19 protein-coding genes are annotated in these 24,403 nt (G+C 68.4%); 8 read left to right on the forward strand and 11 right to left on the reverse strand.

Annotation, left to right across the window (positions count from 1 at the left end; genetic code table 11):
* Position 1: 1 nt before the first annotated feature.
* The 6 genes from yidC to ACFY01_RS30315 all read left to right on the forward strand — a co-directional run bounded on the left by yidC (position 2) and on the right by ACFY01_RS30315 (position 6,067).
* The gene (gene yidC / locus ACFY01_RS30290; RefSeq protein WP_390738940.1) at positions 2-1,288 is read left to right on the forward strand and encodes a membrane protein insertase YidC; all 1,287 of its coding nucleotides are present in this window, start codon (positions 2-4) and stop codon (positions 1,286-1,288) included.
* A gap of 15 nt (positions 1,289-1,303) precedes the next feature.
* A complete protein-coding gene (locus ACFY01_RS30295; protein WP_390738941.1) occupies positions 1,304-1,816 on the forward strand; it encodes a protein jag in 513 nt (170 codons plus the stop codon).
* A gap of 117 nt (positions 1,817-1,933) precedes the next feature.
* Positions 1,934-2,650 (forward strand): 16S rRNA (guanine(527)-N(7))-methyltransferase RsmG, encoded by a 717-nt coding sequence (gene rsmG, locus ACFY01_RS30300; RefSeq protein WP_390738942.1) that lies wholly within the window; start codon positions 1,934-1,936, stop codon positions 2,648-2,650.
* Positions 2,651-2,943: 293 nt separating this feature from the next.
* On the forward strand, positions 2,944-4,017 hold the full coding sequence (locus ACFY01_RS30305) for a ParA family protein (RefSeq protein ID WP_390739110.1): 1,074 nt from the start codon (positions 2,944-2,946) through the stop codon (positions 4,015-4,017).
* Positions 4,014-5,132 carry a ParB/RepB/Spo0J family partition protein gene (locus ACFY01_RS30310; protein ID WP_390738943.1) on the forward strand — a complete coding sequence of 373 codons (1,119 nt, stop codon included), beginning with the start codon at positions 4,014-4,016 and terminating at the stop codon, positions 5,130-5,132. Before ACFY01_RS30305 ends, ACFY01_RS30310 begins: the two co-directional genes overlap by 4 nt.
* A 317-nt stretch (positions 5,133-5,449) precedes the next feature.
* Positions 5,450-6,067: a GNAT family N-acetyltransferase gene (locus tag ACFY01_RS30315; RefSeq protein ID WP_390738944.1), complete on the forward strand. Its 618-nt coding sequence runs from the start codon at positions 5,450-5,452 to the stop codon at positions 6,065-6,067.
* A gap of 72 nt (positions 6,068-6,139) precedes the next feature.
* On the opposite strand, the gene trxA is transcribed toward ACFY01_RS30315, so the two are convergent.
* The 7 genes from trxA to ACFY01_RS30350 all read right to left on the reverse strand — a co-directional run bounded on the left by trxA (position 6,140) and on the right by ACFY01_RS30350 (position 15,772).
* Positions 6,140-6,469: a thioredoxin gene (gene trxA, locus ACFY01_RS30320; RefSeq protein ID WP_390738945.1), complete on the reverse strand. Its 330-nt coding sequence runs from the start codon at positions 6,467-6,469 to the stop codon at positions 6,140-6,142.
* A 41-nt stretch (positions 6,470-6,510) separates the two neighbouring features.
* On the reverse strand, positions 6,511-7,479 hold the full coding sequence (gene trxB / locus ACFY01_RS30325; protein ID WP_390738946.1) for a thioredoxin-disulfide reductase: 969 nt from the start codon (positions 7,477-7,479) through the stop codon (positions 6,511-6,513).
* A 170-nt stretch (positions 7,480-7,649) separates the two neighbouring features.
* The gene (locus ACFY01_RS30330) at positions 7,650-8,453 is read right to left on the reverse strand and encodes an anti-sigma factor family protein (RefSeq protein WP_390738947.1); all 804 of its coding nucleotides are present in this window, start codon (positions 8,451-8,453) and stop codon (positions 7,650-7,652) included.
* Positions 8,450-9,139, reverse strand: a complete 690-nt coding sequence (sigM, locus tag ACFY01_RS30335) for an RNA polymerase sigma factor SigM (protein ID WP_390738948.1) — start codon at positions 9,137-9,139, stop codon at positions 8,450-8,452. Before sigM ends, ACFY01_RS30330 begins: the two co-directional genes overlap by 4 nt.
* Before the next feature lie 51 nt (positions 9,140-9,190).
* Entirely contained in the window at positions 9,191-10,894 is a 1,704-nt protein-coding gene (locus ACFY01_RS30340; RefSeq protein WP_390738949.1) for a protein kinase family protein, read from the reverse strand.
* A gap of 119 nt (positions 10,895-11,013) precedes the next feature.
* Complete coding sequence (gene murJ, locus ACFY01_RS30345) at positions 11,014-13,362, reverse strand: murein biosynthesis integral membrane protein MurJ (protein WP_390738950.1); 2,349 nt, start codon at positions 13,360-13,362, stop codon at positions 11,014-11,016.
* Positions 13,363-13,408: 46 nt separating this feature from the next.
* The gene (locus ACFY01_RS30350) at positions 13,409-15,772 is read right to left on the reverse strand and encodes a DUF6049 family protein (RefSeq protein WP_390738951.1); all 2,364 of its coding nucleotides are present in this window, start codon (positions 15,770-15,772) and stop codon (positions 13,409-13,411) included.
* A gap of 257 nt (positions 15,773-16,029) precedes the next feature.
* On the opposite strand from ACFY01_RS30350, the gene ACFY01_RS30355 reads away from it, so the two are divergent.
* Positions 16,030-17,496 carry a CCA tRNA nucleotidyltransferase gene (locus tag ACFY01_RS30355; protein ID WP_390738952.1) on the forward strand — a complete coding sequence of 489 codons (1,467 nt, stop codon included), beginning with the start codon at positions 16,030-16,032 and terminating at the stop codon, positions 17,494-17,496.
* 108 nt (positions 17,497-17,604) lie between these two features.
* Here the strand turns inward: ACFY01_RS30355 and ACFY01_RS30360 are convergent, their stop codons facing one another.
* The 4 genes from ACFY01_RS30360 to ACFY01_RS30375 all read right to left on the reverse strand — a co-directional run bounded on the left by ACFY01_RS30360 (position 17,605) and on the right by ACFY01_RS30375 (position 21,368).
* Entirely contained in the window at positions 17,605-18,087 is a 483-nt protein-coding gene (locus tag ACFY01_RS30360; protein ID WP_390738953.1) for a hypothetical protein, read from the reverse strand.
* Positions 18,088-18,201: 114 nt separating this feature from the next.
* Complete coding sequence (locus tag ACFY01_RS30365; RefSeq protein WP_390738954.1) at positions 18,202-19,464, reverse strand: MFS transporter; 1,263 nt, start codon at positions 19,462-19,464, stop codon at positions 18,202-18,204.
* A 94-nt stretch (positions 19,465-19,558) separates the two neighbouring features.
* Positions 19,559-20,641: an inositol-3-phosphate synthase gene (locus ACFY01_RS30370; RefSeq protein ID WP_390738955.1), complete on the reverse strand. Its 1,083-nt coding sequence runs from the start codon at positions 20,639-20,641 to the stop codon at positions 19,559-19,561.
* A gap of 43 nt (positions 20,642-20,684) precedes the next feature.
* Positions 20,685-21,368 carry a PadR family transcriptional regulator gene (locus tag ACFY01_RS30375; protein ID WP_390738956.1) on the reverse strand — a complete coding sequence of 228 codons (684 nt, stop codon included), beginning with the start codon at positions 21,366-21,368 and terminating at the stop codon, positions 20,685-20,687.
* A 732-nt stretch (positions 21,369-22,100) separates the two neighbouring features.
* Between ACFY01_RS30375 and ACFY01_RS30380 the strand changes: the two genes are divergently transcribed.
* Positions 22,101-24,368 (forward strand): transglycosylase domain-containing protein, encoded by a 2,268-nt coding sequence (locus ACFY01_RS30380; protein ID WP_390739111.1) that lies wholly within the window; start codon positions 22,101-22,103, stop codon positions 24,366-24,368.
* The last annotated feature ends 35 nt before the right edge of the window (positions 24,369-24,403 follow it).

The raw sequence follows: 24,403 nt of genomic DNA on the forward strand, positions 1-24,403 counted from the left end.
AGTGGACACGATTGCCAGCCTCTTCAGCTTCATCACGACACCCGTTTCATGGGTCATCGTCCAGTTCCACACGGTGTACGGCGCCATCTTCGGGCCTGACACCGGGTGGGCCTGGGGCTTGTCCATCGTGTCCCTGGTGATCCTGATCCGTATCTGCCTGATCCCGCTCTTCGTGAAGCAGATCAAGGCGACCCGGGCCATGCAGACGCTCCAGCCCGAGATGAAGAAGATCCAGGAGCGCTACAAGAACGACAAGCAGCGTCAGTCCGAAGAGATGATGAAGCTGTACAAGGAGTCGGGCACCAACCCGCTCTCCTCGTGCCTTCCCATCCTGGCGCAGTCTCCGTTCTTCTTCGCCCTGTACCACGTGCTCAACGGCATCGCGTCGGGCACGACCATCGGCGTCATCAACGAGTCGCTGCTGGCCAGTGCCCGGAAGGCGCACATCTTCGGGGCCCCGCTGGCCGCGAAGTTCAAGGACGGCTCCGCCACCGTGCAGGCCCTGGGCGCCACGGTCACCGATGTGCGGGTCGTCACCGCCGTCATGATCATCATGATGTCGGCGTCGCAGTTCTACACGCAGCGCCAGCTGATGACGAAGAACGTCGACACCACCGTGAAGACGCCCTTCATGCAGCAGCAGAAGATGCTGATGTACGTCTTCCCCGTGATGTTCGCCGTCTTCGGCATCAACTTCCCGGTCGGTGTCCTCGTCTACTGGCTGACCACCAACGTGTGGACCATGGGCCAGCAGATGTACGTCATCCACAACAACCCGACCCCGGGTTCCAAGGCTCAGGCCGCCTACCTGGAGCGTCTGACCAAGCACGTCACGCACCACGGCAAGGTCAGTCGGCGGAGCGAGAAGGCCATCGTCAAGGCGATCGTCGCCAAGGGCCGCGACCGCAACGAGTTCGAGCGCAAGTTCATCAACGGCCTGACCAAGGCGGGCCTCGCGGCCCAGGCCGACGGGTCCGTGGTGAAGAGCGAGGGCCAGGCCGTGGCGGAGGCCGAGGACGGTGTGACCACCACCACGACCGCCGTCAAGCGGCAGCAGCCCAAGCGGCAGAGCAAGTCCCAGCGCCAGTCCGGCACCGCCAAGCAGGCGGGCGACGCCGAGCCGTCCACGTCGCTGGAGAAGTCCGAGGAGCCCGAGCCCAAGGACGCCAAGCCGGCCGCCGCCGCCAAGAAGGCCGCCCCGAAGTCCGGCAGCGGCACCCGTAGCAAGGCCCAGTCCGGCCAGCGCAAGGGTGGCCCGCAGCGGCCCAAGTCCCCGTCCAAGAAGTAAGAAGGAGCCCATCCCGTGACGGAAGGCACCACCTCCGCCGCTGCCGAGGGTGCAGACACCCTGACCCGCCTTGAGCAGGAGGGCGAGATCGCGGCGGACTACCTCGAGGGTCTGCTGGACATCGCCGATCTCGACGGCGACATCGACATGGACGTCGAGGCCGACCGTGCCTCCGTGTCGATCATCAGCGACACGGGCACCCGCGACCTTCAGAAGCTGGTCGGCCGGGACGGCGAGGTACTGGAGGCGCTCCAGGAGCTGACGCGGCTGGCCGTGCACCGGGAGACCGGGGACCGCAGCAGGCTGATGCTGGACATCGCCGGCTACCGGGCCAAGAAGCGCTCCGAGCTGTCCGAGCTGGGCGCCAAGGCCGCCGCGGACGCCAGGAACAGCGGCGAGCCCGTCAAGCTCAAGCCGATGACCCCGTTCGAGCGGAAGGTCGTGCACGACGCGGTGAAGGCCGCGGGCCTGCGCAGCGAGTCCGAGGGCGAGGAGCCGCAGCGCTTCGTCGTCGTGCTGCCCAACTGATTCGGTTCGTACGTCCCCTCGGCCCCGTCTGTTGCGCAGGCGGGGCCGAATTTTGTCAGCCTGGTAGTTCTGGTGGTCGGCGCGTGCGCGCCGATGCGGTACGGAAGGACGGTCCCCGTGACGGAGGCAGCGGAGCTCCCCCCTGCGCCCGAGCAGGCGCAGGAGGTGTTTGGTGATCGCTTCGCCGATGCGGTGCGCTATGCGCAGCTGCTCGCCGAGGCCGGTGTGCAGCGCGGGCTGATCGGCCCCCGTGAGGTGCCCCGCCTCTGGGAGCGGCACCTGTTGAACTGCGCGGTGCTCTCGGAGGTGGTTCCTGAGGGCGTGACCGTGTGCGACGTCGGCTCCGGTGCCGGTCTGCCAGGGATTCCGCTGGCGCTCGTCCGAGACGACCTGAAGATCACTCTGTTGGAGCCGCTCCTTCGGCGTACCAACTTCCTGACCGAGGTCGTGGAGCTGCTGGGCCTGGATCATGTGACCGTCGTGCGGGGTCGTGCCGAGGAGGTCATGGGCAAGGTCCAGCCGGTTCATGTGGTCACGGCCCGTGCGGTGGCCCCCCTGGACCGGCTGGCCGCGTGGGGCATCCCGCTCCTGCGGCCCTACGGCGAGATGCTCGCGCTCAAGGGGGACACCGCGGAGGAGGAGCTGAAGGCCGCGACCACCGCGCTGAGTAAGCTCGGTGCGGTGTCGACGTCCATCCTTCAGGTCGGTGAGGGAGTGGTGGATCCCCTGTCCACCGTCGTGCGGGTCGAGGTGGGCGAAAGCCCCGGTGGTGTTCGCTTCGCGGCCAAACGGGCCAAGGCGGCCCGCACGGGTCGAGCGCGCAGGCGCCGGTAATGGGGTCAGGGCGGATCGGCCGCACTGATCCGTCCTGACGACGAGACGTACTCCACACAAGCTGCCAAACCTACGCATGACGGAGTGTCGCGACAGTCCGGACGCGCTCACTGTGCATCGTGTTTCACGTGAAACGTCGCTCACTGCTGCACGGCATCATCAGTCGCGGCCGGGCTGCGGCCGAACCGCGGGACCGGAAGCCTCTCGGCTCACTCGGAGAGGCAACGGAGTTGTCCACAGAGGTGGATTTCTCCACAGAACGCCAGGCCTCACTGGTTCACGACCCCGAAGGCATGGGAGGCTCTGTGTATTGCGAGCCTGAAGTCGAGGAGAGTGAATCCTTGCGGTCCGACGCCAACATCGCGGGACCGATGACCGATCCGGTCCCCGGTCCCCGTACCGAGTCGATGGGGGCGGATGTTTCACGTGAAACACCGCCTCCGATGGACGACACTCCCATCGGTCGTGCTGCCCAACTTGCGGTGGAGGCTCTCGGCCGTGCCGGTGAAGGCCTGCCACGGCCTGAGCAGACCCGGGTCATGGTGGTCGCCAACCAGAAGGGCGGTGTCGGCAAGACGACGACGACCGTCAACCTTGCCGCTTCGCTGGCTCTGCACGGCGGCCGCGTCCTGGTGATCGACCTCGATCCGCAGGGCAATGCGTCCACCGCCCTCGGTATCGACCACCACGCGGAAGTCCCGTCCATCTATGACGTGTTGGTCGAGAGCAAGCCCCTGGCGGAGGTCGTCCAGCCGGTTCCCGATGTCGAGGGGCTGTTCTGTGCCCCGGCCACCATCGATCTCGCCGGTGCGGAGATCGAGCTGGTGTCCCTGGTGGCGCGGGAGAGCCGGCTGGAGCGGGCCATCCGGGCCTACGAGCAGCCACTGGACTACATCCTCATCGACTGTCCGCCATCGCTCGGCCTGTTGACGGTCAACGCGCTGGTCGCCGGCCAGGAGGTTCTCATTCCGATCCAGTGCGAGTACTACGCGCTGGAGGGACTGGGCCAACTGCTGCGCAATGTCGACCTGGTGCGGGGTCACCTCAATCCCGACCTGCATGTATCGACGATCCTGCTCACCATGTACGACGGCCGGACGCGGCTCGCGTCCCAGGTCGCGGACGAGGTGCGTACCCACTTCGGCGACGAGGTGCTGCGGACGAGCATTCCCCGATCGGTCCGCATCTCCGAGGCGCCGAGTTACGGCCAGACGGTCCTGACGTACGATCCAGGTTCGAGCGGTGCCCTCTCCTATCTTGAGGCCGCACGAGAAATCGCGCTGAAGGGTGTCGGCGTCAGCTACGACCCGATTCAGGCCCACATCGGCGCACAGAGCAATCCGAGCATGGTGGAGGGGATCCAGTGAGCGAGCGACGGAGGGGACTGGGCCGTGGTCTCGGCGCACTGATTCCTGCTGCCCCGACGGAGAAGAACCCGCCCCCGGCCCCGGTGGGAGGTGCGCCGTCCCCGTCACCTGCGACGGTGCCGGTCCTGACGGCCGACCGGGGAGTGGCCGCGGCGAAGGTGACCACGCTGCCGCCTGTTTCCGAGGAGCCAGAAGAGCTTTCGGTGCACGTAGCCGCGGAGGCGCCCGCGCCCCCGATGGGTGCCCACTTCGCCGAGATCCCCCTCGACGCCATCACGCCGAACCCTCGTCAGCCGCGTGATGTCTTCGACGAGGACGCGCTCCAGGAACTCGTCACCTCCATCCAGGAAGTCGGCCTCCTCCAGCCCGTCGTCGTACGGCAGCTGGGTCCGGACCGCTACGAGCTCATCATGGGCGAGCGGCGCTGGCGGGCCTGCCGTGAGGCCGGGCTCGAGGCGATTCCGGCGATCGTACGGGCCACGGAGGACGAGAAGCTCCTCCTGGACGCGCTGCTGGAGAACCTGCACCGGGCACAGCTGAACCCGCTGGAAGAGGCGGCCGCCTACGACCAGTTGCTGAAGGACTTCAACTGCACGCACGACCAGCTGGCGGACCGCATCGGACGTTCCCGTCCGCAGGTCTCCAACACGCTGCGTCTGCTGAAGCTTTCGTCGGCCGTGCAGAAGCGGGTGGCCGCCGGTGTGCTCTCGGCCGGGCATGCCCGAGCGCTGCTCTCGGTCGAGGACTCGGAGGAGCAGGACCGGCTGGCTCACCGGATCGTGGCCGAGGGGCTCTCCGTGCGGGCGGTCGAGGAGATCGTGACGCTGATGGGCTCGCGGCCGCAGAAGGCGCAACGCTCGAAGGGGCCGCGGGCCGGCGCTCGGCTCTCCCCGGCGCTGACCGATCTCGCCACCCGGCTCTCGGACCGCTTCGAGACTCGGGTGAAGGTCGACCTGGGGCAGAAGAAGGGCAAGATCACGGTTGAGTTCGCCTCCATGGAAGACCTGGGGCGGATCCTGAGCACGCTCGCTCCGGGCGAGGGACCGGTCCTTCAGAAGGGCCTGCATGACGGTGAGTCCCTGGATTCCTCGGAATCCGAGGAGACGGAGGACTGACCGCGCGGCTGATCCGCGCGGGTGAGCAAGTGAGCGGATCGTGTCCGGTAAGTACCGGAACACGGTCCGCTCTTTGCTTTCAGGCGGTTTCGAGGCAATCGCATCGTGGATACCATGCGATCGGGTATGGCGCATCCACCTGACAGCACCTGTGAGTGGGAGGCGGGGGCCATGCGATCGGTGAGCCGCACCGGACTGGTGAGCGCGGGTCTCGGACTCGGCGCGGTCGGCGGGTTCGTCGGCAGTCTGCTCAGGGAACGGAGCGCACTGACAGCCGCTCGCGAGAGTGCGGGCGAAGGAAGCGAGGAACAGCTTTCATGGGGCGCCGGCTCGTACCGCTCACGTTGGACAACCTTCAGGACCTTCCCAAGCGCTGTCGCTCGTGCGTCTTCTGGGAACTGGACCCGGTCAGCGGTGAGGCCGCGGTAAAAGCGGGGACAGCCGCTCTGGAGAAGGAGGCGTGGATCTCCGCCGTCCTGCTGGACTGGGGATCCTGCGGCCGGGTGGTCTATGTCGACGACATCCCGGTGGGCTTCATGCTCTACGCTCCCCCCGCCTATGTCCCTCGGTCCACCGCGTTCCCCACTAGCCCGGTGTCCCCGGACGCGGTACAGCTGATCACCAGCTTCATCATGCCGGGCTATCAGGGGCAGGGGCTCGGCCGGGTGATGGTCCAGACGGTAGCCAAGGACCTCCTGCGCCGCGGCTTCAAGGCCATCGAGGCGTTCGGTGATGCCCGTTGGAAGGAACCGGCCTGCCTGCTGCCCGCCGACCATCTGCTGGCCGTGGGTTTCAAGACGGTCCGGCAGCACCCCTTGCATCCCCGGCTGCGACTGGAGCTCAGGTCGACGCTCTCCTGGAAGGAAGACGTGGAGATGGCGCTCGACCGGCTGCTGGGAGCCGTGCAGAAGGAACCGGCGCTGCGGCCCCTCTGAAGCAGATCGGCCGGCGCCAAAACGAATGGGCCAACCCCGAGGGGTTGGCCCATTCGTGTTTCACGTGAAACGTCACTCAGCGATGAAGTCCTCGAGGTCGCGGACGATCGCGGCCTTGGGCTTGGCGCCGACGATGGTCTTGGCGACCTCGCCGTTCTGGTAGACGTTCAGGGTCGGGATCGACATGACGCCGTACTTCGCAGCCGTGCCCGGGTTCTCGTCGATGTTGAGCTTGACGACCTCGATCTTGTCGCCGTGCTCGGCGGCGATCGCCTCGAGGGACGGAGCGATCTGGCGGCACGGACCGCACCAGGCGGCCCAGAAGTCCACCAGGACGGGCTTTTCGCTCTTGAGGACGTCCTGCTCGAAGGAGGCGTCGGTCACGTTCTTCAGGTCGGCCACGGGTGGCTCCTAACGGGTGCGTGCGGTGGGGTGGAAGAGGGTCAGACGGCGGTCTTCTCGGGCTCCGGCTCCTCCTCGTCCGCGAGGGCGGAGAGGAAGCGCTCGGCGTCCAGGGCGGCGGAACAGCCCGTGCCGGCCGCGGTGATCGCCTGGCGGTAGGTGTGGTCGACCACGTCACCGGCGCCGAAGACACCGGTCACGTTGGTACGGGTGGAGGGCGCGGCGACCTTCAGGTAGCCCTCCTCGTCAAGGTCCAGCTGGCCCTTGAACAGCTCGGTGCGCGGGTCATGGCCGATCGCGATGAACAGACCGGTCACCGCCAGGTCCGACAGCTCGCCGGTCTTGAGGTTGCGCAGCTTCAGGCCGGCCAGCTTGGGGTCGCCCTGGATCTCGGCGACCTCGCTGTCCCACACGAACTTGATCTTCGGGTCGGCGAAGGCGCGCTCCTGCATGGCCTTTGAGGCGCGCAGGGTGTCCCGGCGGTGGACGATGGTCACGGACTTGGCGAACCGGGAGAGGAAGGTGGCTTCCTCCATCGCGGTGTCGCCGCCACCGATCACGGCGATGTCCTGATCCTTGAAGAAGAACCCGTCACAGGTGGCGCACCAGGAGACACCGCGGCCGGACAGCGCGTCCTCGTTCGGCAGACCGAGCTTGCGGTGCTGCGAGCCGGTGGTGACGATGACGGCCTTGGCCCGGTGGACCGTGCCCGCGGTGTCCGTGACGGTCTTGATCTCTCCGGTCAGGTCGACCGAGACGACGTCGTCCGGGATCAGTTCGGCACCGAAGCGTTCCGCCTGGGCGCGCATGTTGTCCATGAGCTCGGGGCCCATGATGCCGTCGCGGAAGCCCGGGAAGTTCTCCACCTCGGTGGTGTTCATCAGCGCACCGCCGGCAGTGACGGCTCCCTCGAACACCAGGGGCTTCAGCGACGCGCGCGCGGTGTAGAGCGCCGCCGTGTAGCCGGCGGGCCCGGAGCCGATGATGATCACGTTACGAACGTCGCTCACGGCTTGATTCCTCGTCTCTGGTCTGCGTCATTCGACCGGTGGGAGCCCTGTCGGAACCCTCACCCCACCCAACGGATCCTAAGGGGCGCGCATTCCCCGGTGTGTCCGGGCACACGAGGGTTCACCCACGGTACGGATAACCACGTTGGGCCAAGACGAAGCCGCTTTGTTCAGGGACGTGCGAGGGACTGCTTCGCGAGGACCTTGCCCGCCGAGTTGGGCTGCCGGCTGACGCAGGTGGCGTCGACGACGTAGGCCGTGACCCGGGTGGAGTCGGACGGGTCGGACACGACGACGAGGAAGGCGTCCTTTCCTTCGTAGGTCCCGGTCTTCGCTCCGAGGACGGCACCGTTGCCGTGGATGCCGCCCCGGATGCACCCCGGGACGGGGACGGCGGTCTGCATCAGGGTCTTGGCGCTCTCGGAGCCTCGCTGTGGCTTCTTCGCCGAGAGGAGGCCGTCCACCTGACTCTTGAGGTCGCTTCCGGAGAAGGTGCCCACGGAAGCCGTCTGCGTGCCCTGTGCCGTCGAGCTCGGCTTGTCGGTGCCGAGGGATTGCAGGAAAAGAGTTCCGGCACCCAGGACGGCTGCGGTGAGGACGGCGCCCAGGACGACCGTCCGGCGACGGCGCCCGCGTCCGCGATTCTTGCGGCCCGGTCCGGTAGCCGCTTGCGGGCGTCCGGCGGGGCGGTCTGCCGGGGCCGGTGTTTCACGTGAAACATGATTCACCGGTGCCTCGGCCGCGAGGGCGGCATCGATGCGGTCGGCGACATCGGCGGGCATGTGGGACGGCTCAGGGAGTGTGCCCAGGAGTCCCCGGATCTCTTCCAGAGAGGCATGGACGTCGGCGCAGAGCTCGCACTCCTCCAGATGGCGTCGTATGTCCTCGGTCCGGGACGGTGGGAGGAGGCCCTCGGTGAGGTCGGAGATCTCGGCGACGTCCGGGTGCCCGGCCGCGTCTGTCGTGGAAGTCACGCTCGCCCACCTCCGCCCTTCACTGTGTCCTGAGGCCCCGCTGCGGGTGGGACGGATGTCCCCTGCGTCCGGTTCCGTGCTTGGCCCGGTTCTTTCCCGTCGCCGGGTCTTTCCGGCCGTAGGTGGGAGAGCAGTGGCAGCAGTCTGGCTCTGCCTCGGGCGCAGCGGCTCTTCACCGTGCCCGTCGGCACATCCAGAACACGGGCGGCCTCGGCGACGGGGTAGCCCTGCATGTCCACGAGGACGAGGGCGGCCCGCTGGTCGGGCGGGAGAGTGCCGAGGGCTTCGAGGAGCTGGCGGTGGAGGTCGTTTCTCTCGGCGGGCGCCGAGGCCGCCTCGTGCGGCTCCAGCAGCTGCTCGAGGCGCTCGGTGTCGTCGACGGGAGCGGTCTTCCGTGAGGCGGCCTTGCGGGCACGGTCCAGACAGGCGTTCACCGTGATCCGGTGCAGCCAGGTCGTGACGGCCGACTGGCCCCGGAAGGTGTGGGCGGCCCGGTAGGCCGACACCAGCGCGTCCTGGACCGCGTCAGCGGCCTCCTCGCGGTCCCCCAGGGTCCGCAGGGCCACGGCCCAGAGCCGGTCCCGGTGCCGCCGGACGATCTCCCCGAAGGCGTCGGGATCACCTTGGACGTGTCGGGCGAGGAGATCCTCGTCCTTCACGTCGCCGTAGCCGGCGCCATCTGCCATTCGCCCCTCCCTCGGGGGCAACCTTACGGACTTCCCGGCGGGAATCCAGCCTCAGCTGGTCACCTTGATGTCTGCCACCCTGCCGCGCCACTGGCCGTCGTCCTGCATGGGCAGCTGGGTCAGCCATACCAGGAGATAGCGCGACCTCAGGGACTTCCCGGGCTTGAGTTCCACGGTGGTACCCGAGCCCCCGGCGACCTTGGTGTAGGCGGAGAAGGATGTCGGCCGCGATCCCGCGTCCGCGCTCGCGCTACGGAGTTCGACCGACGTGTCCCCTACGAAGCTGACGGTCACCTTCCCGACCTGCTGGACCTTGCCGAGGTCGAGGATGATGCCGACGCCCGACTTCAGGTTGCCGAATTTCGGGCTCAGGTAGAAGCTCGTCTGCCAGTACGTGGCTGTGCTGTTGTCGTAGGCCTTCCCTACGTCATCCGGGTTCTCGGAATGGTCGTCGCTGAAGGGGTCGAAGTCCCGGGCCTCGCTGATGGCGATCGGCTTGCCGGAGACGGCCGGCTTCTTCTTGCCGCCCTTGTCGCCCCCGTCCGTGGTCTGCGTGGTCGGCTTGTCCTCGGACTTGCCGTCCTGGTTCATCAGGGCGTCCGCCAGCTGCCAGCTGCCCAGGCCGAGGGCGGCGATGAGCAGGGCGGAGACCGCCCACTTCAGAGCCTTGCCGGTGCGGCTCTGGAGCGGGGGCGGCGGGGTCGCGAGCGGCTGGGTGGCGCCGGGGTGCGGAGCGGGCCGGCCGTACGTGCCCTGCTGGTAGGTCGTGCGCTGGTACTCCGGCGGGGCCGTGAACGCGGGCTCCGGCGGCCGGATGCGAGGCATCTCGCCGATCGCCTTCACCAGCTCCTCGGGCGTGGTGCACGGCGACTCGTGCCGGGAGGCGGTGGCACCGTCGTTGGCCAGGGCCCGCATGGCGAGTTCGGACAGCCCGCGGTGCACCCCGGCCCGTACCTGGTCCGGCGGGATCAGACCGATGTCCTTGGGGAGGCCGGACAGGCCGTAGGCGTCGTTCTCGTACGGCCAACGCTGGGTCAGCGCCGCGTACAGCAGGGCGCCGATCGCCTCGGTGTCGGTGCGTTGCGGGGTGTCGGAACTGATGCCGCGCAGCGCCGCGTTGACGGCGAGGCCGCGGATGCGCCACTGGCCGGTGGAGGCACGCAGTACGGCGTTGGGGTTGAGACGCAGATGGGCGAGGCCCTCACGGTGGGCCGCGGCCATGGCGGAGGACACCTGGCTGACCATCTGGTAGGCGTCGTGCGGTTCCAGCGGTCCGGCGGCCAGCAGCGTGGACAACTCGGTGGCGTCGGGCAGCCACTCGTGCACGACGTACACGAGGTCGTTCTCCTCGACCGCGTCCAGGACCTGGACGAAGCGGGGGTCACCGAGCAGCGCGGAGGAGCGTGCGGCGGCCAGCACCGAACGGGCCCGCGCGTGGTCCGCGGGCAGGACATGGACGCCGACGGCACGCCGGAGTTTCTCGTCCACCGCTCGCCAGCTGCTGAATCCGTCCAGACGGGTGACGCACTCTTCGAGACGATAGCGTCTGGCGAGCTTGTGACCGCTGTGCAGTTCGGGAGGCGAGGCCTTTCCGGGCCCGTCCGTCCCGCCGCTCCCCTCCGCCTCGTCGCTGTCTGTGTCCCGCTCCGGGTTCTGGGCCACCCCGTCGGCCGTGGACTGGTCCGCCTTGGCGGTCAGCGGCTCGTCACCGCTGTTGTCTGCCACGTCGACGGCAGCCGTGCTACGTTCCGCCACCGTCGTTCCCTGCCTCCCCATCCATTGCACCCTGTCCGACGCCGAAACCAATTGTGCCCACAGTCCGCCGCTATGCACGACACGCGGCGGCGAACGATGGTTGTGCGCTTACCCCTGCCTCAGCGTCCCAGGCGCCCGCGCACCATGCCCACGAGGGAGTTGAGCTCCTCGATGCGCATGCGTCGGGCAGCGACGAAGAAGACGCCCAGGAGGACCGCACCACCGGCCAGCAGCGCGGCGAAGGAGCCGAGGACGCCCTGACCGAGAGTGTGGCCGATTCCGTAGCAGGCCGCACCACTGAGCAGGGCGGCGGGTACGGAGGCGATGCACAGCCGTGCGTACGTCCTGGTGACGCGGGCACCGTCCAGGTCGCCGTCGAGCCGCTTGCGCAGCCGCTTCCAGGCGACGCCCACACCGATGGCGTAGGCGAGGCCGTACGAGGCCGCCATGCCGGCCACGGCCCAGCGGGCGGGGAGCAGGAAGTAACAGGCCCCCGAGGCACCCGCGTTGACCACGGCCACGATGACGGTGTTGTAGAAGGGGGTGCGGGTGTCCTCGTAGGCGTAGAAGGCACGCAGGACGACGTACTGCACGGAGTACGGGATCAGGCCGAGGCCGAAGGCCATCAGCATGTAGCCCATGTTGGTGGCTTCGCTGGTGCCCGAGGAGCCGAAGATCAGCGTGCACATCGGGATGCCCAGCGCGACGAAGCCGAAGGCGATGGGCACGATCGCGACGGCGGTCGTGCGCAGGCCGTGGGAGATGTCGTCGCGGACGGCGCCTCCGTCGCCCTCGGCGGCCGAGCGCGAGATGCGCGGCAGCAGGGCCGCCATCAGGGAGACCGTGATGATGGCCTGAGGCAGGCCCCAGATCAGCTGGGCGTTGGCGTAGGCGGCGAATCCGGTGCCCCGGATCCCTGAGTCCTTGCCTGCGGCGGTGGACAGCTGGGTCACGATCATGGCGCCCGCCTGGTTGGCGAGGACGAACAGCACCGTCCACTTGGCGAGCATCGCGGCCTTGCCCAGACCGTGTCCCCGCCAGTCGAAGCGCAGCCGCAGCCGGAACCCGGTCTCGCGCAGGTACGGGATCATGGCCAGGGCCTGGACGACCAGACCGAGCAACACGCCGATACCGAGCAGGCGCTGGCCCTCCGGCGGGATGTTCGTGACGGTCATGTGGGAGTCGGCGGCCGTGCCGTACACCCAGATGAACATGCCGAGCGTCACGATGATGACGATGTTGTTCAGGACCGGGGTCCACATCATCGCGCCGAACTTGCCGCGTGCGTTGAGTACCTGACCCATCACCACGTGGATGCCCATGAAGAAGATCGAGGGCAGGAAGTAGCGGGTGAAGGTGACCGCGACCTCGTTGGCCGCGGGGGTGCTGGCGACGGAGTTGGAGATCATCCGCACCAACAGCGGGGCGGCGAACATCGCGAGCGCGGTGAGTGCGGCGAGGGCCACCATCACGAGCGTCAGCAGCCGGTTGGCGAAGGACTCGCCGCCGTCCTCGTCCTCCTTCATCGCCCGCACCAGCTGCGGCACGAAGACGGAGTTGAGGCCGCCGCCGACGGTGAGGATGTAGATCATCGTCGGCAGCTGGTAGGCGACCTGGAAGGAGTCGCCGAGGAAGCCGAGGCCCAGCGCGGAGACGATCAGCGCGGAGCGGACGAAGCCGGTGAGGCGGGAGACCATCGTGCCCGCCGCCATGACGGCGCTGGACTTCAGCAGGCCTGCGGCCTTGCCGCCCTTCTTCCCGACGGGGGCCGCGGGAGCGGCGGCCTCCTGTCCCGCGGGGCCCGCGGGACTGCCGGGGGCGGCCGGAGCGGGCGCGGAGGCGGGAGCGGCGGCGCCGAGAGAGATCGTGGAATCGGCGCTGTAGGCCCCGGGCCCTGGATGAGGAGCGGCGGGGTACGAGGCCGGCGGGTACTGCCCGGCGGGCGCCTGGGCCCCGCCCGGCGCGGCGGCCGGGCCCGGCACGGACGGCGGCTCCTGCGACGGGTATCCGCCGCCCTGCTGCTGGTCCCGGAAGAGGTGCGCGAAGGCGTCCGGCTGGTGGCGCTCCTCACCGGAGTGCGTCACCAGGTCGTCGACGCCCACGAACTGGGTCGTACGGGGGTTCTCGCCGTACGGCAGGTACTGCGTCGGGCCGGACGGTTCCGGCGCGGGGGTCTGGGCCCACAGGTGCGGGTCGGGAGCGTACGGCGACTGGGCCGGCTGGGCGTACGGCTGCTGCTGCGGATACGTCCCCGGGGGCGGCGGGGGGTGGGCGGCACGGTCGTACAGCGCCTCGGCGACCGGGTCCTGGGCGGAGAGGTCCTGTGCCCGGTAGGGGTCCTGGTCGTAGGCGTCCTGGAGGTACATGTCCGCCGCGGGCTGCGGCGGCACCTGGCCGGGCTCGGGCGGCTCGGGGTAGCCCGAGCCGGCCGCGGCCTGGCCGCGGTCACCGTCGTACGGCGAATTCATGGTTACCCCACCTCATCGTCCCCGGGCCCACCGGCCACGACATCGCTCAACGGTCCACTCTCTCACCCGTCCCGGACGGGTCGGCGTTTTCCGGTGCGGTGTCCGGTGTCGGGTCACCCGGCTGCTCCGGGTCGCCTGCCCGGGTGTGCGTGTCGGATTCCTCCGTGGGACGGTCGCCGGTGTCTTCGGGTTTGTCCGTTCCCTCGGTGTCCTCCCCCGCCTCGTCGGGGGCCCCGCCCTCGGCCTGCCGGGCGGCCGCGCGCTTGCGCTGGGTGTACATGCGGAACCCGGCGAGGACGAGCAGCAGGACACCGCCGCCGATGACCAGCATCACCGTTGGCGTGACCTCGGTGACCTTCACTTTGAACTGAACCGCTTTGCCGTACTTCTGGCCGTCCTGCGTGTACAGCTGGGCGGTCACCGTCACGGGGCCGTTGGCGTTGGCCGACGTGGTGAACTTCACGGACTGGCTGTGTCCGCCGGATACGGCGACGGGCTGCTCCTTGTAGGCCTTGCCGCCGATCTTGAGGCGGGTCGGCATGGTCGAGGTGAGTCGCAGCACGAGGTGGTCGGCGCCCTGGACGAGGTTGTTCTGGACGGTCACCGGGATGGTGGCGCTGCGGCCGGAGAGCTTCGTCTCCGACTTGGGGATCAGCTTGACCTGCTGGGCGAGGCCGTCGATGTAGTTCTCCACGGCCTGCCGGAAGCTGTCCGCCCTGCTGTTCCGGCCCCGCCACGACACGGACATCTCGCGGTTCATGGCCCGCCCGAAGGGAGTCACCACCCGGGACTGGTCGGTGAGGATCACCTTGAAGTTCTCGAGCTTGCCCTCGGTTCGCGCGATCTGCTCGAAGGCCGCCCTCGGCAGCTCCTGCCTGCGCAGCGAGGAGGGATAGGCGGATGCCGACGGGATCCGCGTGGTGGCGCCCGCGTCCGGCTTGGCCTTGGCCGCGGCGGCGAGATCCTGGGACTGGCTCCAGGTGCTGCCCTGGAGCGCCGTGATGGCCTGGGCCATCGCCTGGGCCTGCCCGGTGGACGGCATGCGCTGCGGGGCGACGACGATGCTGCGCTGCGTGTCCGTCTGGTGGTCGAGCTCCAGGCTCTGGGCCAGGAACTGCTGCACGGCGAGCGTGGTGGCGCCCGCCTTCGTCAGGTCGCTCTCGAACGCGGTGGACAGCCGGGCGTCCGCGACCACCGCGGTGGTGCCGCCGCCGACCGGACGGGCGGCGGAGGGCGTGTAGGACAGGTCGCCGGTCTCCTGGAGGCTGTCGCTGCGGGCGATCACCTTGTCCGCACCGGCGGAGGTGGCGACCTTGATGATCGAGGGGTCGACCGCGCCGTCCACGGGCCAGGCGAACTCGGTGCTCGGTGTGACGTGGAGCACGGTCTTCACCGTGGTGGAGGCGACGTCCGTGGCGTCCTTGAGGTGGCTCAGCGACCCGGTGACGCTCGTTCCGTTGTGGGCGAGGGAGGCCAGGTCCGGGTCGGCGAACGGCAGGGCGACGACCTCCTTGCCGGCCACCGCTTCCTGGAGATCCCCGAGCCACTGCTTGGCGACCGCCTGATGGGTGCCGGCCGTGGTGGTGTCACCCGGGCCCTGGATCTTGTAGTTGCCCGCCATGGCGTCCACGGAGGCCAGCAGGTCCGGGTCGACCACCCAGGTGACGTCGAGGTCCTTGCCCAGCGCCAGCATCTGCGCCAGGCGGCCGCCCGGGGCGATCTCCTTGGCGAGGTCGTCGTTGCGGAAGACCGGTGTCTGGTGTTCTCCGGCATCGGTCTTCGCCGTCATGTGGACGGAGGAGATCAGCGGCCACAGATACGTGGTCTTCGTCGGGGTGTCGGCCTCGCCCGGCTGCCACGGCAGGAAGGTGCGCCGGATGCCGAGCACCTGGTCCCACGGCTGCGCGGACGTCCGGCCGGAGAGCGAGACATCGAACTCGTAGACGCCGTCCTGGCCGAGGTCGAGCTTGTCGATCGGTACGGAGATGCTGAAGTGCTCGGCGACACCGGGAGTCAGCTTGGCGAACTTCTCTACGTACTTGCCGCCGACTTCGGAGCCGACGGAGGTCTGAAGGTCGTCGGAGCGCTTGGCGGTGGTGTCGATCGCCGACCGGGTGTCCAACTGGGGACCCACGCGCAGCCCGACATGCGCGTTGTCGACCGTCTGCTTGCCGTTGTTGGTGACCGTGCCGGAGACGGTCAGTGTGTCCCCGTCGCTGGGGGCGCTGGGGCTCAAGGAGTCCAGGGAGACGTCCACCGTGTCCGAGGTGGCGGCCTGGGCCGGGGCGGCTGCGGGCAGCTGGAGCAGGCCGGCCAGCAGCGGCGCCCCGGCGAGCAGTGCTCCGGTGCGCCGCAGCCAGCGGCGGGCAGGTGAGGGACTCATCCCCTGGAAGTCTGCCGCCTCGGCCACGCGCTCGCCCGTCCCTCGTCGTCGTCAGTGGTCGTCGGAATGTGCGTCCACGCATGGTAACGATGCGCGCCGAGGGGAAGTGCCGCGGTCTGCTCCGCAAGATCGGGAGACATTGCCGCCCCGCCCTGTATTTCCAGTAGCAAGGGAAGAATGGACGTACGCGGCAAAGGCTGGCTTTGTGAGGAAAGACATCCCTCTGTTCCCATGTCCTTAATGGGGGCGCTGCCGGGCGGCCGGGCCACGTACCCTCTTCTGTTGTGCCGAACGCCAACGAAGACACTCCCAACGCCCTCAGCCAGGCGCAGCAGCGCGCGGTGAGCGAACTGCTCCGGGTGGCTCCCGTCGCCGACGATCTCGCCCGCCGCTTCCAGGAGGCGGGGTTCTCGCTCGCCCTGGTCGGCGGCTCGGTCCGGGACGCGCTCCTCGGCCGGCTCGGCAACGACCTGGACTTCACCACCGACGCCCGGCCCGAGGACGTACTGAAGATCATGCGGCCGTGGGCGGACGCTGTCTGGGAGGTCGGGATCGCCTTCGGCACGGTGGGGGCGCAGAAGAACGCCCGCGTCGGAGACGCTGATCGATGCTTCCAGATCGAGGTGACCACGTACCGGTCGGAGGCGTACGACCGCACCTCGCGCAAGCCCGAGGTGTCGTACGGGGACTCCATCGAGGAGGACCTCGTCCGGCGTGACTTCACGGTGAACGCGATGGCCGTGGCGCTGCCGGAGAAGGAGTTCATCGATCCGCACGGCGGGCTTCAGGATCTCGCCTCTCGGGTGCTGCGTACTCCTGGAACGCCTGAGGCGTCCTTCTCCGACGACCCGCTGCGGATGATGCGGGCCGCACGCTTTGCCGCCCAGCTCGACTTCGAGGTGGCCGACGAGGTCGTCAGCGCCATGAAGGAGATGTCCGGCCGGATCGAGATCGTGTCGGCCGAGCGGGTGCGGGACGAGCTGAACAAGCTGATCCTTTCCGCGTACCCGCGCAAGGGTCTGACCCTGCTGGTCGACAGCGGCCTCGCGGACCATGTGCTGGCCGAGCTGCCCGCCCTGCGCCTGGAGAGGGACGAGCACCACCGGCACAAGGACGTCTACGAGCACACGCTGATCGTCCTGGAGCAGGCGATCGCGCTGGAGGAGGACGGTCCCGATCTGACCCTCCGCCTGGCGGCGCTGCTGCACGACATCGGCAAGCCCCGTACGCGCCGCTTCGAGAAGGACGGCCGGATTTCCTTCCACCACCACGAGGTGGTCGGGGCGAAGATGACCAAGAAGCGCATGACGGCCCTGAAGTACTCCAATGAACTGGTGAAGGACGTCTCACGTCTGGTCGAGCTCCACCTGCGCTTCCACGGCTACGGCACCGGAGAGTGGACGGACTCCGCGGTCCGGCGCTATGTCCGTGACGCGGGCCCGCTCCTCACCCGCCTTCACAAGCTGACCCGGTCCGACTGCACGACCCGCAACAAACGCAAGGCGGCCGCCCTGTCCCGCGCCTACGACGGCCTGGAGGAGCGCATCGCCCAGCTCCAGGAACAGGAGGAACTCGACGCGATCCGCCCGGACCTCGACGGCAACCAGATCATGGAGATCCTGGGGGTCGGTCCCGGCCCGGTCGTGGGGAAGGCCTACAAGCACATGCTGGAGCTGCGGCTGGAGCATGGCCCCATGGGCCCTGACGACGCGGTGGCGGCGCTCAAGGACTGGTGGGCCGAGCAGAGCTGAGGCCGTGGAGGGGGCGCATGTTTCACGTGAAACGTGCGCGGCGGATACGGCCGGAACATGAAGAGGGGCGGTGTTTCACGTGAAACACCGCCCCTCTTCATGTGTGCCTTACTTGTCCTTCAGGCAGAGCAGGAAGTCACTGCCGTCACCGCTCTCGGTGTACGTGTACTTGAAGTCCTTGGCCTCGGACTCGCACTTGCTCGACGCCATGGTCTCCGTCGGGTAAGAGCCCTTGATCTTGGCGAGGACCACGTACTCCGCCTTCGCTGAGCCGCAGTCCACGACCTCGAGGTCCGGGTTGGTGTCGTTCGTGCTGCCGCGGTGCATGCAGTCGCCGACCTTCGCCGTGTTCGCGTCGTCCCGGCTGGCTATGTAGCCGCCGATGGCCATGCCGGCCACGGCCAGCACAATGACGATCGTCTTGAGGCTGACCTTGCGCTTGGGGGCCGGCGCTGGCACCGGCGCGTAGGGCACGCCGGCCTGCTGCGGGAAGCCGGGCTGGGGCGGGTACGGAGCCTGACCCTGCGGCGGGTAGGGCGCCTGGCCCTGCGGCGGGTACGGAGTCTGGCCCTGCGGCGGCGGAGTAGTCACTCGGGGTCCCCCTCGAACATGGATGCGCATGGCGCGAAATAAGACCCACGTAAGTTAGCGGTTGCCACTGACAACTCTGTAACCCAGGAAGCCTCTGTGGCCGTGATGTGACACTTACCGGCGCTCAAAGCGGCTCATAGCGACAGCAACCGCTCCGTATATCGCGGCGACCAGCACCACCAGCACGACCGACCGGCCGTCCGGCGGGAGCATGAGGGCGGCCACGGCCGCGGCGCCGACGAAAGCGACGTTGAAGAGCACGTCGTACACCGAAAAGATCCGGCCCCGGAAGCCGTCGTCGACGGACGACTGGACGACCGTGTCGGTGGCGATCTTCGCACCCTGGGTGATCAGCCCCAGGACGAAGGACGCGACCAGCAGGGGACCGGTGGCGAAGGGGAGGCCGAGCGCGGGCTCCAGGAGCGCGGCGGACCCTGCGCACACCGCGATCCAGCGTTCGGGACCGAGCCGCCCCACCGCCCAGGGGGTCACCGCGGCCGCGGCGAAGAACCCCGCGCCGGAGACCCCCAGGGCCAGTCCCAGCAGGCCGAGTCCTTCAGCCGGCCCCGAGGAGAGGGCGTACCGGCACAGCATCAGCAGCATGACGAGCAGCGCGCCGTAGCAGAAGCGCATCGCCGTCATCGCCGCCAGCGCCCAGGCCGCTCCTCGGCGCGCGGGCGCGGCGAGGTGGCGCATCCCCGCCAGCAGATCACGCGCGGTTCCGGCGAGCGCGGCACGCAGGCGTGGCCGGACCGGCGCACGCTCGGGCCCCAGCAGACCGGGGGCCATGGTCAGGGACGTGAGCGCCGCGCACAGGTACAGCAGCGCACCCAGCACCACGACGGTCGCATCGGAGTCGGACACCGCCAGCCGTACGGCGAAGGCGAGGCCGCCGCCCGCGGTCGCGGCGAGCGTTCCGGCGGTCGGGGAGAGGGAGTTGGCGATCACCAGGCGCTCGGTGTCGACCACGCGGGGCAGCGCCGCGGAGAGGCCGGAGAGGACGAAGCGGTTGACGGCGGTGACACACAGCGCGGAGACGTAGAACAGCGCGTCCGGGGCGCCGCCGGCCATCAGGAGGGCGGTGACCGCGGCCAGCAGAGCACGCAGCAGATTGCCGTACAGGAGGACCTGGCGGCGCCGCCAGCGGTCGAGGAAGACCCCGGCGAACGGGCCGATCAGCGAGTACGGCAGCAGCAGTACCGCCATGGCCGAGGCGATCGCGGCGGGCGAGGTCTGTTTCTCCGGCGAGAAGACGACGTAGGCGGCGAGTGCGACCTGGTAGACGCCGTCGGCGCCCTGGGAGAGCAGGCGTACGGCGAGCAGGCGCCGGAAGTCACGCAGGCGCAGCAGGACGCGCAGGTCACGGACGACGGGCATGGGGCACAGCCTCACACAAGGGAGGGTCCCCGGGGCGGAGTACCCGGGGACCCTCTCAGCCCTGGCAGGAGCGTTTTTCGGCGTGGCCGGTCGGCTAGCGCTCGACCTCGCCGCGGATGAACTTCTCGACGTTCTCGCGGGCCTCGTCGTCGAAGTACTGCACCGGCGGGGACTTCATGAAGTACGAGGACGCCGACAGGATCGGGCCGCCGATGCCGCGGTCCTTGGCGATCTTCGCGGCGCGCAGGGCGTCGATGATGACGCCGGCGGAGTTCGGGGAGTCCCAGACCTCGAGCTTGTACTCCAGGTTCAGCGGGACGTCACCGAAGGCGCGGCCCTCGAGGCGGACGTAGGCCCACTTGCGGTCGTCCAGCCAGGCCACGTAGTCGGACGGGCCGATGTGGACGTTCTTCTCGCCGAGCTCCCGGTCGGGGATCTGCGAGGTGACGGCCTGCGTCTTGGAGATCTTCTTGGACTCCAGGCGCTCGCGCTCGAGCATGTTCTTGAAGTCCATGTTGCCGCCGACGTTCAGCTGCATCGTGCGGTCCAGGATGACGCCACGGTCCTCGAACAGCTTCGCCATGACGCGGTGCGTGATGGTGGCGCCGACCTGGGACTTGATGTCGTCGCCGACGATCGGGACACCGGCCTCGGTGAACTTGTCCGCCCACTCCTTGGTGCCGGCGATGAAGACCGGGAGGGCGTTGACGAAGGCGACCTTGGCGTCGATGGCGGCCTGGGCGTAGAACTTCGCCGCGTCCTCGGAACCGACGGGCAGGTAGCAGACCAGGACGTCGACCTGCTTGTCCTTCAGGACCCGGACGATGTCGACCGGCTCGGCGTCGGACTCCTCGATGGTCTCGCGGTAGTACTTGCCGAGGCCGTCGAGGGTGTGGCCGCGCTGGACGGTGACACCGGTGGTGGGCACGTCGCAGATCTTGATCGTGTTGTTCTCGGAGGCGCCGATGGCGTCCGCGAGGTCGAGGCCCACCTTCTTCGCGTCGACGTCGAAGGCGGCGACGAACTCGATGTCCCGCACGTGGTAGTCACCGAACTGCACGTGCATCAGGCCGGGGACCTTGGAGGCCGCGTCGGCGTCCTTGTAGTACTCGACTCCCTGCACCAGCGACGCGGCGCAGTTGCCCACGCCGACGACGGCTACGCGAACCGAACCCATTCCGGTTGCTCCCTGTGTGTACGAGTGAGGCCCTGAGTGGGCCTCACGTGGCGGTGTCGTCGGGCGTATCCGCTCCGGGGGTGTCCCCGGACCGGGGCAGGCCGCCCGGCGCTCCAGATGTGGTGTCCTGCTGAGCGGGCCCTCCGGACGCGGAACCTTTCAGGTCCCGTCCGGCCCGCTCGCTCTCGATGAGCTCGTTCAGCCAGCGCACTTCGCGCTCCACGGACTCCATCCCGTGGCGCTGGAGCTCAAGCGTGTAGTCGTCGAGGCGCTCCCGGGTGCGCACCAGAGAGGCACGCATCTTCTCCAGGCGCTCCTCCAGGCGGCTGCGCCGGCCCTCCAGCACGCGCATGCGCACATCGCGTGACGTCTGGCCGAAGAAGGCGAAACGTGCGGCGAAGTGCTCGTCCTCGTAGGCGTCGGGGCCGGTCTGCGAGAGCAGCTCCTCGAAGTGCTCCTTACCTTCCGCCGTCAATCGGTACACGATCTTCGCGCGGCGGCCGGTCAGGGGCGCGGCGAGGGCGTCCTCGTGCGTGCTCCCCGGTTCCTCGATCAACCAGCCGTTGGCGACCAGCGTCTTGAGGCAGGGATACAGCGTCCCGTAGCTGAACGCGCGGAACACACCGAGGGACGTATTGAGTCGTTTGCGCAGCTCATAGCCGTGCATCGGGGACTCGCGAAGCAGGCCGAGTACGGCGAACTCGAGGATCCCGGAACGCCGGCTCATCGTCGCCTCCCCTCGTCCTCGTCTCGCTTATCTCGCTCTGATGTATCGACTCGATACATCACGACGATAGAACGGTCGTCCGCACGCGACAAGTGTGGAGACGGTGAACGGGATCACATCACCGATTCTCAAGAGGCGAGTTGTCCTATTTGCTCCGAACCTCGGGGCTCGGCTGGTTTTGGTGATGCGTAGTCTGTGCGGCATGCATACCGCCGGGAACCAAGTGATGCCTGGGGAGCGTCGATGTCCTCGGTGCAGTACGGGTGAATGCAGGGACGACCGCATCCGTACTTCGGGGGGACCGGAAACCAGCCGCCGTTTCCAGGCGCGCATGGGTGCGCCTGCCCGAGGAGTAATCGTTCGATGAGCGAGCACCGTCGCAAACAGCCGCAGCCGCAGGGAGGCGGACGTGCCGCGGCCCGACGCGGTCAGTCCGGCTCGTCCTCCGGCCGCCGTGCGGCTCCACGTGACGCCACCGGGTCCCCTTCCGACGCCTACGGCTCGGGAGGGGACGACCGCCAGTACGGTGGCCGCGCCGAGAACCGCCGGGCGGCGCAGAGAAACACGGGCGGCCGCCGCAGAGGGGCCGACAACACCGGACCCGGCGGCCGGGGGCGCGGTGGTCCCGGCGGGCCGGTCGGCCCCGGGCGCGGCAGAGGCCGGGCGATCGAGCCCGCCAGGAAGCGCTTCGTCGACTACCCGCGCGCGGGCAAGTACGGGTGGCAGCGCTGGATGCCGTCCTGGAGGCTCGTCTCCGGGCTGTTCATCGGGTTCGTCGGCAGCCTGGTCGCCGTGTTCGGCATCGCCTACGCGATGGTCCAGATCCCCGACGAGAACGTCGCGGCCCAGTCGCAGAACAACGTCTACTACTGGTCCAACGGCAAGCAGATGGTGGCCACCGGTACGGGGGCGAACCGGCAGAACATCCCTATCGCGCAGATCCCCGAGGCCATGCAGTGGGCGGTGATCTCGGCGGAGAACAAGAGCTTCTACTCGGACTCCGGTGTCGACCCCATGGGCATCGCGCGCGCCCTGGCCAACATGGCGCGGGGCGGTCAGACGCAGGGTGGTTCGACGATCACCCAGCAGTTCGTCAAGAACACGTATCTGTCCCAGGAACAGTCGATCTCCCGGAAGTTCAAGGAGATGTTCATCTCCATCAAGGTGGGGACGAAGCTCAAGAAGCCGCAGATCCTCCAGGGCTACCTGAACACCTCCTACTACGGTCGTGGCGCCTACGGCATCCAGGCCGCCGCCCAGACGTACTACGGCAAGGACGCGGTCAAGCTCACGCCGAGCGAATGCGCCGTCCTCGCGGCCCTGCTCAAGGGCCCGACGTACTACGACCCGGCCGGAGCCACGGACCTCGACAAGTCGGCGACCCAGGACGCCAACACCAAGCGTTCCAAGGACCGCTGGAGCTGGATCCTCGGCGAGATGCACAAGGACAAGCACCTCACTGACGACCAGTACCAGACGGCGATCAAGAAGTACCCCACGCCCCAGGGCCGCAAGGCGATCAAGGGCATGACCGGGCAGATCAGCTACCTGGCGGATACGGCGAAGAAGTACGTCCTGGCGCACTCCAACATCACGGAAGCGCAGTTCGACAAGGGCGGCTACCAGGTCTACACGACCTTCGACAAGGACAAGGTCGCCGCTCTGACCGCGGCCGTGAAGAAGATCCAGAAGGACCGCCTCGACCCCAAGAAGCGGGAGCTGGACAAGTACGTCCAGTTCGGCGCGGCGTCGGTGGTACCCAATGACGGCGCGATCGTCGCGCTGTACGGCGGCGCGGGATACGAGAACGGCCACTTCACGAACAACGCGGACACGTCCGGTGTCCCCGTCGGCTCGACGTGGAAGCCGTTCGTGCTGGCCGCGGCGATGGAGTACGGCACGTACAAGACCGCGCCCACGGGTCTCTCGCCGATGAGCAAGTACAACGGCAACGACAAGCTCAAGGTCATGAACCAGGACGGCAGTCCCGTCCTGAAGCCGGACGGCTCGGTCTTCTACCAGCGCAACGAGAGCGACCACGCCTGGGGCTACATCACTCTGCGCAAGGCGATGGAGCAGTCCATCAACACGCCGTTCGTCCAGCTCGGCATGGACGTGGGTATGACGAAGGTGAAGGACGTCGCCAGGGCGTCCGGCATCCAGAAGGGATTCGCCGACCTCAACCCGTCCTTCGCCATCGGCACCTCGACCCCGAGCGCGATCCGCATGGCCGACGCCTACTCGACCTTCGCCGCCTCCGGCAAGCACACGGACCCGTACTCGGTGACGCAGGTCAAGTACAACGGAGAGGAACAGCCCGGCTTCTCCAAGCCGAAGAGCAGCCAGGCCATGGACGCGAACGTGGCGAACAACGTCACGGACACGCTGGAGAACGTCATCCAGAACGGTACGGGTCAGAACGCCAAGGCCCTGGGCCGTACGGCGGCGGGCAAGACCGGTACTACCGACAGCAACAAGTCGGCCTGGTTCGTCGGCTACACCCGGCAGCTGTCCACCTCAGTGGCGATGTTCCGGGAGAACCCCAAGAACCACACGCTGCTGTCCATGAACGGGACGGCAGGCGTGCCATCCATCCATGGTGGTGACATCCCGACCTCCGTGTGGACCGAGTACATGAAGGTCGCGCTCAAGGGCAAGTCGGACCCCGGCTTCGAGGACGCCCAGAAGATCGGCGAGGTCGACGACGAGGCGGGCGCTCCCTCCCCGACCCCGACGTTCACGCCCACGCAGCCGAGCGAGACCCCGACCCAGTCCCCGAGCCCCACGCCCAGTGACACGCCCACCACGGAGTCGCCCTCGCCGACCGACACCTGCCAGTTCGGCTGGGGCAACTGCCAGAACGACGGCGGCACCGACGCGGGCAACACGGACGGAGGCATCACCGAATCGCCGACACCCACCGACACCACTGGCAACGGCAACGGCAACACCAGAGGTAACGGCAACGGAGGCCTCTTCGCCGGCGCGAACGGCGGTTAGACCAGGCATCCGACCGGTTGGCGGTCATTTCGCCC

The sequence above is a fragment of the Streptomyces sp. NPDC001480 genome, assembly GCF_042894725.1.
Lineage (GTDB): Bacteria > Actinomycetota > Actinomycetes > Streptomycetales > Streptomycetaceae > Streptomyces.